We start from the raw sequence: 11919 nt of genomic DNA on the forward strand, positions 1-11919 counted from the left end.
GAAGGTTAACTCCTAACTGGCTTTGTCATTTTCCGGAACGAACTCGATCTTCTGACCATTTTCGTCCACAAGTCCTTCTTCCTCTTCTTCAGGAATAGACGATCTGACATTCGTAGCAAAAAGTAACGGAACAGCAAGGCCAACAGAGGAATAGGTACCAATGGTAACTCCCCAAATAAGGCCGAGGCTCAAACCTCTGATAACTTCACCACCAAACACAAATAGCGCTATAAGAGCAAGAAGAGTTGTAACAGATGTTAGAATTGTCCTGGAAAGTGTTCTGTTAATCGACATATTCAAAACGTCGATAACGTCCATCTTTTTGTAACGTCGCAATTCATCACGTACCCGGTCAAAAATAACAACCGTATCGTTAATTGAATACCCCGCAATCGTTAACACAGCAGCCAATGTTGCCAAGTTGAACTCATATTGGGTTAGTGCAAAGAAACCGATTGTCGTAATGATATCGTGTGTCAAAGCCAACAAAGCAGCAACCGAGAATTGCCACTCAAACCTGAACCAGATATAAAAAGCAATACCCAACAAGGCAAAAAGCGTGGCCAATGCGCCGTCTTCTTTTAGTTCGGCACCAACCTTTGGACCAACAAATTCGACACGACGATATTCTTCAACCGCACTGCCCAGCTCATCCTTTACCAGCTGAATAGCTTTCATCTGTTCTTTTTCATCTCCATCCTGTTTTTGGATGTTGATCAAAACGTCAGTTGGTGCACCAAATTCCTGAAGGCTAACTTCCCCCAGACCAAGCGCCCCTATTCTAGATCTGAGAGAGGATAAGTCAGCAGCTTCTGATGTTCTGATTTCTATCAGAATCCCGCCTCGAAAATCCACGCCAAAATTCAATCCGCGGGTTGCTACCAACACTAAGGACAAGGCAATCATTAAGGCTGAAAAAGCCATAAAGAGCTTTCTCTTACCCATAAAATTGATATTGAGATCTGTAGGAAGCTTTTTAATTAACGCCATGATTCCAGCCTCCTCTTATATACCAAGTGACAGCGGCCGACGACGGCGCAGCCAGACAACAATAAGTAATCGCGTAAACATAATCGCAGTGAACATAGACGTAACAATTCCGATGGTCAGGGTTACGGCAAAACCTTTAATTGGGCCTGTACCGAACTGGAATAACAAAACTGCCGCAATAAGCGTCGTAATGTTTGAATCCAAAATCGTTGCAATCGCGCGTTTGTAGCCCGCATCAACCGCCATAACCGGCCCACGACCGTTACGTATTTCTTCACGAATACGCTCAAAAATAAGGACGTTGGCATCCACAGCCATACCGATTGTCAGTACGATTCCCGCGATACCCGGCAGCGTAAGTGTCGCTTGGAAAAGCGAGAGCACGGCAACAATCAGGACGAGGTTCGCAATCAAGGCAATGTTCGCCATAACACCGAACAATCCATATGCAGCCCCCATAAAGATCAACACAAACACCAGGCCTATAATACTCGCGATTTTACCCGCATTGACAGAGTCTTCACCAAGTCCGGCCCCCACGGTACGTTCTTCGAGAATATTAAGTGGTGCAGGCAATGCACCCGCCCGAAGAAGCACAGCAAGTTCTTCCGCAGATTGCAGGGTGAAGTTACCAGAAATAATGCCGTTACCCGTTAGAATTGGAGACCTGATAACAGGGGCTGAAATAACTTTGCCATCCAAAACGATTGCGAAAGGACGATTAACATTTTCCTGCGTTACCCGTGCAAATCTTTGCGCACCCGTTGTATCAAAAGTAAATGAGATGACAGGCTGGGCATCTTGGAATGTTGACTGTGCATCGATCAGGTTTTCACCACTTACCATAACTCGTTTTTTAATAACGTAACGTTGCGGTTGCCCACTTGCCTGCGTTTCTTGCGACAGCATAATCTGTGAGCCAACAGGTGCCTTACCAGAATAAGGGTCAGCATTTTGATCAACCAGATGGAATGTCAGCTTCGCAGTTTTACCAATCAGACGTTTAATTTCATCAGGGTCTTTAACGCCTGGAACCTGAATAAGGATACGGCTTTCACCTTGTCTTTGCAGACTAATCTCTTTTGTACCTGTTTCATCCAAACGCTTGCGAAGGACTTCGATTGATTGGTTGATCACTGCGATCCTGCGTTCGCGCAAAACCTGATCGCTGTATTCAGAAATAACCTTGGCACCATCGGTCGAAATCAAAAGCCCCGGGTTGTTTTCGAAGATCATCTTTCGGACACGACCAACCATTTCCTCACTCGCATCGCGAAGCGTGAAGGTGGCGGCTTTGCCTTCGACACCGAGGTTCTGGTATCCAATGCGTTCAGTACGAAGATTTAACCTGATCCCCTCGACTAGATTGGTAAGCTGTTCTTCTTCCACAGCATCCAGATCAACTTCGAGTAAAAGATAGGAACCACCTTGTAAATCGAGCCCCAGATTAATCTGATCACTCGCGACCCAATCAGGGAAGGTTTCAAGAGTTTGTTCTTTGAACAAGTTCGGCATGGCATAAAAGATACCGAGAACAAGAACGCCAATAACTGCAAAAATTTGCCACTTGGAAAACTGAACCATAACGGGCCGTATTATCTGTTGATATATGAAATAAACCTGCTCTGGATATAGGGCCAGAGCAGGTAAAAACCACCTCTAAAGATGCTTTTCTATAAACTTTCCTTAAAACGGAAAATCCAGAAAAGGTTTAATCTTTAGATTTCTTGTCTTTTTTGTCTTTGTCTTTGTCGTCGTTAGCAGACTTATCAGCAGGCTCTGTCTTACTGACAACACTTGCGATTGTGCTCTGGATAACAGTGATACGAACGTTTTCAGCGATGTCCACCTGAACTTCGCCTCCGTCTTTTACTTTTGCAACGGTTCCAATAACACCACCAGCTGTGACGACTTTATCACCACGACGGATAGCATCAATCATCGCTTTTTGCTGTTTCATCTTCTTGCTTTGCGGGCGAATAATCAGAAAATAAAAAACCGCAAAAATCAAAACGAGTGGGAATAGTGTCGCAAACAATTCACTCGACGAACCAGCACCACCAGCTGCCTGGGCATAGGCTGTGGAAATCAACATTAATCCCTCCAAAAATAAAGAACTTGGAATCGGTTGCTTAGCAACCCCCAAAAAAAATTACCCGCGGACTATAACTGTCTGGCCCGGAAATGCAAACGAACAGAAAAACAAAGAAAACATCCCGGAATGACAGAGCATTTGACTGACTTAGGTCCGCCCGCTAGGGTTCGAAAACTGATCGACCGACAGGCTTAGCGCCGGAGTAGTATAAATGACTGATTCTAAAGACTTATACCCTTTACTTGAACGTATTGCTTCGGCACTGGAAAAACTATCTCCACGACAAGAAAGTGCGCCTGATCTTTCCCAGGCAGATGCGTATGTATGGCAGACAGAACCTGATGTTCTGGAAGCTGTTGAAGATGTGAATCGGGTTGATTTTGATCTTCTCAAAGGAATTGATCGGCAAAGAGAGTCTCTTTTGAACAATACCCTGCGTTTTGTAGAGGGGTATCCAGCAAATAATGCGTTGTTATGGGGTGCAAGAGGTACCGGGAAAAGTTCGATTGTCAAAGCCGTTCATGAAAAGGTGAATTCACTAGCGGAAGAAAATAATTTCAACAAAGTAACCCTTGTCGAAATACACCGTGAAGATATCCCGTCACTCCCCCGGCTTTTAAAGATTTTAAAAACATCAGAACGTCCTTGTATTCTTTTCTGCGATGACCTCAGCTTTGACACTCAGGACGATACTTACAAATCACTCAAGGCTGTTCTGGAAGGCGGTATTGAAGGTCGTCCGAAAAATGTGCTTTTCTATGCAACATCAAATCGTCGACATCTCATGGCCCGAGATATGATTGAAAACGAACGGTCATCAGCTATCCACACCTCAGAGGCAACAGAAGAAAACGTCAGCCTGTCTGATCGTTTTGGCTTGTGGCTTGGTTTCCATAATTGCGATCAGAACACCTTCTTTGCAATGATCGAAGGCTACGTGGAAAAGTACGGCATAAATATAGATCGTGATGCTTTACATGCCGAAGCGCGTGAATGGTCTGTTACCCGGGGATCCCGTTCAGGTCGTGTTGCCTGGCAGTTTATACAGGACCTTGCCGGAAGAATGTCCATCAAAATTCTATAGGCATGATATACCCATAGGAATAATCCCCATATACATGATACAACACGCTTCTAACCCAAGCATGAAGTAAGTTACAAAAACAGATTTAGTTCGTTAGCAGCTTGTTGGGGTTAACAGCTTCAGAGCCTTTGCGAATTTCAAAGTGAAGCTGAGGTTTGGAAACATTTCCTGTACTGCCAACTCTGGCAATATCCTGTCCTCTCTTCACGCGTTGGCCGCGTCCAACGAGTAATTGATCAGTATGGGCATAGGCTGTTACCCATCCATCAGAATGCTTGATCAGTAGCATTTGGCCAAAGCCTTTCAACTCACTCCCCGCATAAACAACGACACCATTTTCAGCTGCTTTTACAGACGTTCCTCTACGTGCAGCAATATTAATACCATCATTATGTATTCCCCCTTCTTTAGCACCAAAGGAAGAAATCACCTTTCCCTTAACTGGCCGTAAGAAATTGCTGAATGATCGGGGTAACGGCTTGGGAACCGGGCCGGTGAAGTTTTTAGGACTGGCAGGAATAGCGCTTCGAACAGGTGTTTTAGCCGAAGTCTTCGGAACTGCCGACGTAATATTTGGTCTATTGGTCGAAGGTGAAACACTTGCTGAACGTACCACATTATCTTGCCGTAATGCAGGAAGGTTCAAACGCTGCCCAACATACAGCGCATAAGGTGGATTGATTTTGTTAATCTTTACCAATGCTGTGGTTTCAACACCATACCGACGGGAAATGCTGTAAAGTGTATCCCCAGCAATCACAACATGCTCTTTCGAAACCGGTAGCTTGATAGCCTGTCCGACCAATAGCTTATAAGGCGGGGACAAACGGTTCAGAATAATAAGTTCACGAATAGAAACCCGACGTTTACGTGATATTGAATAGACCGTATCACCTCGATTTACGGTGTATTGAGTGGTAGGAATTTCTGTCTGATTATTTACAGGTTGCGAAGTCGCTCTCGCTTGTTTTTGGATCTCAGCAGTTGAACTGCTATGCTCTACCTGCCTTCTTGGGTTTCTTTTGGGCAGAGGAATATTTTCAGGTAGCAACGCCGGAATTGAAACACCTGCAACACGACCAGTCGTCTGCCCTGCTGTTGAAGGACGCGACGGCGGTGTTGGTTTTCTCTTGGGCAAGATTGACGGCGGGTAATTATAAACCGTCTGAGTTGGTGTTGATTTTTGTGTCGTTGTCGGAAAGGACGACGGATTGATCGTGCACCCGTACAGCCCTGCGCTTAACAGTAAAAAGCCTAGTTTCAAAGTAGGTAAGCTGGTCCGATTAAACATCAAATTAGTTACGAGCGTATTCCTGTACTACAACCACCAAAGCCAATTAGATGCCTTTTGGCATCCCGTGAACAAGAGGCACAAACCGTACCTCACCAAGGTTCTCATGATCAAACCCGTTTTCTGTCCGCGTAATTCTGATCAATTCCTGATTATTACCTTGTGACCCCAACGGTAAAACCAGAATACCACCTATTGCCAGTTGCTCAAGCAGAGCTTCGGGAATTTCCTTTGGTGCAGCTGTGATAATTATGCGTTCGAACGGTGCTTGTTCTTTCCATCCCTTGTAACCATCCCCCAACTTTGTGGTCACATTGTGAAGACGCAGGTTTGTAAAACGTTCTTCTGCCTCCCCCAATAGCTCACGGTAGCGTTCGATCGTATAAACACGCCGACATAAACGTGACAAAATGGAGGCTTGATACCCAGATCCTGTACCAACCTCGAGAATCTTCATTCTTTTCGTTACGGAAAGAGCCTGTGTCATCATGGCGACGACTTGTGGTTGGCTCAGTGTTTGCCCTCTGCCAATTGGAAGTGCCATATTCTCATAGGACTGATCCTGAAAAGGCCCGGGGACAAAAGCTTCTCTTGGAATACGCTCAATCGCGGAAAGGACGCCGGTATCAGAAATACCTCCGCGTCTCAATTCCATAATAAGTCTGATTTTGCGTGCTTCAAGACTCATGGGAATAGAGTTTCCATCTTTGACAACAGACCTTTATCTGTCAGATCGAATTTCAAAGGCGTTACTGTAATATATCCCTCAGCAATCGCCGTCAGATCCGCATTGGGAACCGATGTGTGATGGCTGACAAACTGACCAACCCACAAATAAGGTCGGCCACTGGGGTCATTTCCTTCGACAACAGTTGTTCCCTCGTCCCGATGCCCTTGGGCACAGACCTTGATACCTTTGACTTTATCAGCGGGAATTCCCGGGAAGTTCACATTGAATAACAGGTTTCCTGGCTCCCCCCACGTTGCGAGCCTTGCAATAACTTCAGGTGCAAACTTGGTAACGGTATCCCAATGAAAAAGACTTTCATCCTTATCATCCGGCCTTAGACTAAGAGCAACAGACCGGGCGCCAAGAATGGCCCCCTCCATTGCCGCAGCCACCGTGCCGGAATAGATAACATCTTCACCCAGATTTGCCCCGACGTTCACCCCAGACAGAACAATATCGGGTACCTTATCAACCATTAGATACTTCATGGCCATCAGAACACAATCTGTTGGCGTGCCATCAATAGAGTAACGCTTGTTATCAAGCTTGCGTTCCCGCAAAGGGCGTCTCAAAGTAAGAGAATGACTGCTGGCCGACTGTTCAGATTCTGGCGCGACAACCCAGACGTCATCGGATAATTGGCGGGATATTTCTTCTAAAACAGATAATCCTTTGGCGTGGATACCGTCATCGTTTGATAACAGTATCCGCGCATTTTTAAGGCTCTGTATCGTCTTAGTCATTCAAGAGGATGCTTTCTTTGCCCCCCATGTATGGTCTAAGCACCGCGGGTACAGCAATGGAACCATCAGCTTGCTGATAGTTTTCCATAACGGCAATGAGACAGCGCCCAACCGCAACACCAGAGCCATTCAAAGTGTGTACAAAAGCAGGTTTCTTCGTTTCAGTAGATCTGAAACGCCCGTTCATACGACGCGCCTGGAAATCACCACAGGTAGAACAGCTAGAAATTTCACGGTATGCATCCTGACCGGGCAACCAAACTTCGATATCATAAGTCTTACGCGCACCAAAGCCCATGTCACCTGTGCAAAGAACCACAACGCGATAATGCAGCCCCAGTTTCTTCAACACATCTTCCGCGCAACTAGTCATACGCTCTAGCTCATCATCGGATTTATCCGGGTGAACAACAGAAACCATTTCCACCTTATCAAACTGATGTTGGCGTAGCATACCACGAGTATCACGCCCGGCAGAGCCAGCCTCGGAACGGAAACAAGGCGTCAAAGCAGTCATTCGCTTTGGCAACTCATCTTCCTTGAGGATCTCGCCAGCAACCGTATTCGTCAATGGCACTTCAGCTGTTGGAATAAGCCAGAAACCTTCTTCAGTCTTGAAAGAATCTTCTGCAAATTTTGGGAGCTGACCCGTACCATACATCACATGATCACGCACAAGAACTGGTGGTATCACTTCCGTATAGCCGTGTTCATCGATATGCATATCAATCATGAACTGTGACAAAGCACGATAAAGACGAGCCACACTTCCCTTAAGAACAACAAACCGGGATCCAGAAAGCTTTGCCGCCAGCTCAAAGTCCATTTCGCCAAATTCTTCGCCCAGCTCAAAATGCTGCTTTGCGTCAAAGCCCAGCTCAGGTTTGTCACCAACAGTGCGCACAAGAACATTATCGTCCTCGTCTTCACCAACAGGAACATCGTCGTTTGGTCGGTTGGGAATACCGGCAAGGATTGTCTTAATCTGATTACCAAGATCAGATTCGGCAGTCTCTTTTTCAGACATACCTTCTTTGATACCCGCGACCTCTGCCATTAGATCCGACGCATCTTCGCCATTGCGTTTCGCAATACCAATTTGCTTTGATACTTCGTTACGGCGCGCTTGCATTTCTTGCAGCTCGGCCTGAAGCGCACGATGCTGTTTGTCCAGATCCAGAATCTGGGCAGACATTGGTTCCATATTACGGCGCTTAAGCCCTTCATCAAAAACTTCAGGGGTGTCGCGGATCAACTTTAGGTCATACATAGGTATCTCTGTCCTTGTACTGAGAGAGACAAAATTCAATTAAAACGATATACTTATCAACAGAGTACACTCAACGCTGAGATAAGCAAAATCTCGATGTCAAAGGCCTTAAAAGGGTTTGGTATCAACTGTGCAGCGAACGTACGACCTTAGTCAGGGGTTACGTCAGTCGACTCAGCTTCTTCTTCCTCGGCACGTTTGCGTTCTACCATTTTGGCCATCAGGATCGACACTTCGTAAAGAAGTACAATCGGAATAGCCAACGCCAACTGGCTCAAGGGATCTGGCGGGGTAAATATTGCGGCAACAATAAAGACACCAACAATCGCATATTTACGCTTTTCCGCCATCCCTTTCGACGACGCAATGCCGACTTTTGCCAACAATGTCATCAAGACGGGTAGCTGAAAACAGAGACCAAAAGCAAATATCAACTTCATCATCAGCGAGAAGTATTCATTAACTTTAGCTTCCAGTTCAATAGCGATTGAGCTGTCTGTACCTTCAACCTGAAACGCAAGAAAGAACTCTGCGGCAAGCGGGAAGATCACAAAATAAACCAAAGCCCCACCGACAAAAAACAAAATCGGCGACGCAATCAAAAACGGTGCAAAGGCAGATTTCTCGTTTTTGTATAAGCCCGGCGCAACAAACAACCAGATCTGAGACAGAAAGATTGGACAGCTGATGAAAGCCCCAAAAAAGAACGCGACTTTCACATAGGTAAAAAAGACCTCTGTCAAATCAGTAAAGATCAATCGCTGCTGACGATCACTGACCGAATTTTCGCGCATCACTTCTGCCAAAGGGGCAGCAAGATATTCAAAAAGCTGTTCAGCAAAAGCGAAACAGGCCAAAAAAGCGACCAACAGAGTGACGACACTCCATAATAATCGCTTTCTGAGTTCAATCAGATGCTCCAGTAATGGCATCTTCTGTTCTTCGGTTGTATCACTCACTGCTTAGCTGCTTTTTGAAGAAGTTGTATTATCTACCTGAACTGCTTCAGATTGAACTGTCTCTGGAGCTTTTTCAGGTTCTGTTTTTGTCGAAGGTGTATCCGCAAGCGGCTTTTGAACAGAAGCAAAGGGATTATGATCCTCTTTGTCTTCTTTTGTTATCGCTTCGACACCATCTTTGACTTCTTGTGACGTCTTGGTCAGCGCCTGTGTAGGATCAATAACATCTTCAACCGTTTTACGGATTGATTCGCTATTGGCCCCCTCCAGCGCTTTTCTCGCATCCTGAAGATCAGACTCACGAATGACGTCATCAACGCCGGATTGGAATTCCCGGGCAAGTCCCTTGGCCTTACGTACCCATTTAGAGACGGTACGAAGGGTATTCGGCAGCTCTTTAGGCCCCATTATCAAAAGGGTAAGAACTGCAACGACCATCATTTCCGACCAACCGATGTCGAACATTGGCTACTGCTCCTTAGGAATTACGGATCCCTGAACACACCCAAACACAAATACAAATCAGCTCTGAATAAGGCTGACTTATGCTTTATCTTTGTCTTCAGAGATTGTTTTGCTTTCTTCCTGATCAGAAGCAGCCGTATCTTTATTCTCTTCTTTTAGGCCCTTTTTAAAGGCTTTAATGCCTGAACCTGCATCGCCCATAAGTTTGCTGAGCTTTCCGCCCCCACCAAAGAGAACCAAAACAACAACTAAAACAATCAGCCAATGCCAAATGCTGAACGCACCCATTACTCTCTCCTTAGAGACAATTACCTTTAATCTGTAAGGGACTATGGCAAAAAGAAAAGGCGCAAGCAACGATTCATACGTCAGAGCACCGAGTGTTTTACATATGTTGAATTTTTCAGTCAGGCGTCTTTGCTGAAAAGACAAAGGTCAGGCGCTTATCCAATTCGAGAACACAGTCATTACCTGTTGCAGGAATCGTGTGATTATCAAGACGAGCTTTTACATAAAGATCATCATCTAACCCATTGGAAATTTTAAAATCTACTAAGTTTGATTTTCCAAGCATTCGCGATTTTAGGACACTGGCTTCAACACCTGTTCCATTCACTTTTTTGCCCAAGACAATCCCTTCGTGACGCACCAGCACATCCACAGCAGTTCCATGACGAAGATCAGGAACTTCGATCGCACCAAAAGGCGTGACAACGTATCCGTCATTACAAATTCCTTTAAATTCGTTCACTTCCCCAAAGAAGTGCGCAACAAAGGCATTCGCCGGATTACTGTAAAGTTCATTCGGTGGTGCAAACTGGATAATCTGTCCTTTGTTCATAACGGCAACACGATCCCCCATATACATGGCCTCTTCCGGATCGTGGGTCACCATTAAGGTGGCAATGTTATTTTCTTTGAGCACCCTCAGTGTTTCTTCGCGCACCTGATTTCTAAGCCTGACATCAAGACCGGAAAAAGGTTCATCCAATAAAACAAGCTTGGGGCGCGGGGCAATTGCTCTGGCTAGGGCGACACGCTGTTGCTGCCCACCAGACAAGGTATGTGGGTACGCATGAAGGTAATCAGCCATACCAACTTGCGCCAACGTCTCAAGAACACGTTCTTTACGTTCTCGACCAGAAAGATGCTTTAAACCAAATTCAATGTTCTTGGATACATCCAAGTGCGGGAAAAGAGCATAATCCTGAAAAACAAGACCGACGCTTCTTTTTTCTGGCGGCAAATCGGCTTTATCATCCGCAACAATGGTTTCACCCATTGTGATTTTACCGGACTGTAAAGTTTCTAGCCCGGCCGCCAATCGCAAAATTGTCGTCTTACCACACCCAGACGGTCCCAACAGGCATACGAACTCCCCAGCATTAATCGACAGATTAACATTGTTCACAGCTGGCAGGATGCCAAAATTATGGCTAACATTCTCTAAACAGAGGGCCGACATTTAGTAACCGTCTAAATTTAATACAATCTTTGCAGCAACCTCGCAGAACTGCAGTTAAAAATCAATATCAACTGACATCATAATCCAAAATGTCGCAGTAAGTTAATTGATTTCTTTCTTTTAAAGGTAATTTTTAAACAGGAAGTGAAGATTGTTCGCTTTCTTCATCGGCTAAATCTTCGCCAAACTCACTGCTCAGTCGATCATCGCTGCCTTCTTCATCGCCTGTTTCCAGATCAACACCATCACCGGATACCGATAGTAGATCACCATGATCGCCAAGGGCCGTAATTGCCGGCCTTGCGTCAAGAAGTCCGGCAACTTTCAATTCGTCAAACCCGGGCAGATCATCCAGGCTTTCCAAGGCAAAATTATCCAAAAAAGACTGACTGGTTGCCCAGGTAACAGGACGCCCCGGGGTTCGCCGCCGCCCCTTGGGTTTGACCCATCCAATCTCCAAAAGCGTATCAAGTGTTCCCTTGGATAAACTAACGCCGCGGATTTCTTCAATTTCTGCTCTTGTAACTGGTTGGTGGTACGCAATGATTGCCAGTGTTTCGACCCCCGCTCGCGTCAACGGTTTTGACTGGCTTTGTTCAACTCTCAACAAAGGCGCCATATCAGGTGCCGTGCGAAAAGCCCATCTGTCTTCAACTTTGATAAGATTAACACCACGATTCTCATAATAGGATTTCAACTCCTCCAGAAGAGGTTTCAAATCTCTGTCTTTCTGGAAATGCCTAGAAAGCTGTTCAATGGATAGCGGCTCCGTAGATGCAAAGAGCAACGCTTCCAAAAGTCGAAGATCATCAAAGCGTGTTTCCATC

General features: G+C 45.6%; 13 protein-coding genes. 1 reads left to right on the forward strand and 12 read right to left on the reverse strand.

Features of this window, described 5'->3' with window-relative positions:
• Positions 1-12: 12 nt before the first annotated feature.
• The 3 genes from secF to yajC all read right to left on the reverse strand — a co-directional run bounded on the left by secF (position 13) and on the right by yajC (position 3085).
• A complete protein-coding gene (secF, locus tag ACN0W5_RS06430) occupies positions 13-990 on the reverse strand; it encodes a protein translocase subunit SecF (RefSeq protein WP_417453345.1) in 978 nt (325 codons plus the stop codon).
• Between the two features lie 15 nt (positions 991-1005).
• Positions 1006-2574: a protein translocase subunit SecD gene (gene secD, locus ACN0W5_RS06435; protein ID WP_417453346.1), complete on the reverse strand. Its 1569-nt coding sequence runs from the start codon at positions 2572-2574 to the stop codon at positions 1006-1008.
• 127 nt (positions 2575-2701) lie between these two features.
• A complete protein-coding gene (yajC, locus tag ACN0W5_RS06440; RefSeq protein ID WP_299376157.1) occupies positions 2702-3085 on the reverse strand; it encodes a preprotein translocase subunit YajC in 384 nt (127 codons plus the stop codon).
• Positions 3086-3296: 211 nt separating this feature from the next.
• On the opposite strand from yajC, the gene ACN0W5_RS06445 reads away from it, so the two are divergent.
• Positions 3297-4169 carry an ATP-binding protein gene (locus ACN0W5_RS06445; protein ID WP_417453347.1) on the forward strand — a complete coding sequence of 291 codons (873 nt, stop codon included), beginning with the start codon at positions 3297-3299 and terminating at the stop codon, positions 4167-4169.
• Positions 4170-4254: 85 nt separating this feature from the next.
• On the opposite strand, the gene ACN0W5_RS06450 is transcribed toward ACN0W5_RS06445, so the two are convergent.
• The 9 genes from ACN0W5_RS06450 to scpB form a co-directional block, all read right to left on the reverse strand.
• Complete coding sequence (locus ACN0W5_RS06450; protein WP_417453348.1) at positions 4255-5460, reverse strand: peptidoglycan DD-metalloendopeptidase family protein; 1206 nt, start codon at positions 5458-5460, stop codon at positions 4255-4257.
• A 46-nt stretch (positions 5461-5506) separates the two neighbouring features.
• Positions 5507-6148: a protein-L-isoaspartate(D-aspartate) O-methyltransferase gene (locus ACN0W5_RS06455; protein ID WP_417453349.1), complete on the reverse strand. Its 642-nt coding sequence runs from the start codon at positions 6146-6148 to the stop codon at positions 5507-5509.
• Positions 6145-6933, reverse strand: a complete 789-nt coding sequence (gene surE, locus ACN0W5_RS06460) for a 5'/3'-nucleotidase SurE (protein ID WP_417453350.1) — start codon at positions 6931-6933, stop codon at positions 6145-6147. The genes ACN0W5_RS06455 and surE overlap by 4 nt, the downstream gene beginning before the upstream one ends.
• Positions 6926-8203, reverse strand: coding sequence for a serine--tRNA ligase (serS, locus tag ACN0W5_RS06465; protein ID WP_417453351.1), 1278 nt, complete (start codon positions 8201-8203; stop codon positions 6926-6928). Before serS ends, surE begins: the two co-directional genes overlap by 8 nt.
• Before the next feature lie 149 nt (positions 8204-8352).
• Complete coding sequence (tatC, locus tag ACN0W5_RS06470; protein ID WP_299376175.1) at positions 8353-9162, reverse strand: twin-arginine translocase subunit TatC; 810 nt, start codon at positions 9160-9162, stop codon at positions 8353-8355.
• A 3-nt stretch (positions 9163-9165) separates the two neighbouring features.
• The gene (gene tatB, locus ACN0W5_RS06475; protein WP_417453352.1) at positions 9166-9627 is read right to left on the reverse strand and encodes a Sec-independent protein translocase protein TatB; all 462 of its coding nucleotides are present in this window, start codon (positions 9625-9627) and stop codon (positions 9166-9168) included.
• 78 nt (positions 9628-9705) lie between these two features.
• Positions 9706-9915: a twin-arginine translocase TatA/TatE family subunit gene (locus ACN0W5_RS06480; protein WP_046505231.1), complete on the reverse strand. Its 210-nt coding sequence runs from the start codon at positions 9913-9915 to the stop codon at positions 9706-9708.
• 115 nt (positions 9916-10030) lie between these two features.
• Complete coding sequence (locus ACN0W5_RS06485; RefSeq protein ID WP_417453353.1) at positions 10031-11092, reverse strand: ABC transporter ATP-binding protein; 1062 nt, start codon at positions 11090-11092, stop codon at positions 10031-10033.
• Between the two features lie 133 nt (positions 11093-11225).
• On the reverse strand, positions 11226-11918 hold the full coding sequence (scpB, locus tag ACN0W5_RS06490; RefSeq protein WP_417453354.1) for an SMC-Scp complex subunit ScpB: 693 nt from the start codon (positions 11916-11918) through the stop codon (positions 11226-11228).
• Between the last annotated feature and the right edge of the window lies 1 nt (position 11919).

The sequence above is a fragment of the Kiloniella sp. genome, from assembly GCF_048270245.1.
Lineage (GTDB): Bacteria > Pseudomonadota > Alphaproteobacteria > Kiloniellales > Kiloniellaceae > Kiloniella.

Coding starts and splice junctions, on each gene's coding strand:
- secF (WP_417453345.1), bottom strand. CDS start 990: ATGGCGTTAATTAAAAAGCTTCCTACAGATCTCAATATCAATTTTATG.
- secD (WP_417453346.1), bottom strand. CDS start 2,574: ATGGTTCAGTTTTCCAAGTGGCAAATTTTTGCAGTTATTGGCGTTCTT.
- yajC (WP_299376157.1), bottom strand. CDS start 3,085: ATGTTGATTTCCACAGCCTATGCCCAGGCAGCTGGTGGTGCTGGTTCG.
- ACN0W5_RS06445 (WP_417453347.1), top strand. CDS start 3,297: ATGACTGATTCTAAAGACTTATACCCTTTACTTGAACGTATTGCTTCG.
- ACN0W5_RS06450 (WP_417453348.1), bottom strand. CDS start 5,460: ATGTTTAATCGGACCAGCTTACCTACTTTGAAACTAGGCTTTTTACTG.
- ACN0W5_RS06455 (WP_417453349.1), bottom strand. CDS start 6,148: ATGAGTCTTGAAGCACGCAAAATCAGACTTATTATGGAATTGAGACGC.
- surE (WP_417453350.1), bottom strand. CDS start 6,933: ATGACTAAGACGATACAGAGCCTTAAAAATGCGCGGATACTGTTATCA.
- serS (WP_417453351.1), bottom strand. CDS start 8,203: ATGTATGACCTAAAGTTGATCCGCGACACCCCTGAAGTTTTTGATGAA.
- tatB (WP_417453352.1), bottom strand. CDS start 9,627: ATGTTCGACATCGGTTGGTCGGAAATGATGGTCGTTGCAGTTCTTACC.
- ACN0W5_RS06480 (WP_046505231.1), bottom strand. CDS start 9,915: ATGGGTGCGTTCAGCATTTGGCATTGGCTGATTGTTTTAGTTGTTGTT.
- ACN0W5_RS06485 (WP_417453353.1), bottom strand. CDS start 11,092: ATGTCGGCCCTCTGTTTAGAGAATGTTAGCCATAATTTTGGCATCCTG.
- scpB (WP_417453354.1), bottom strand. CDS start 11,918: ATGGAAACACGCTTTGATGATCTTCGACTTTTGGAAGCGTTGCTCTTT.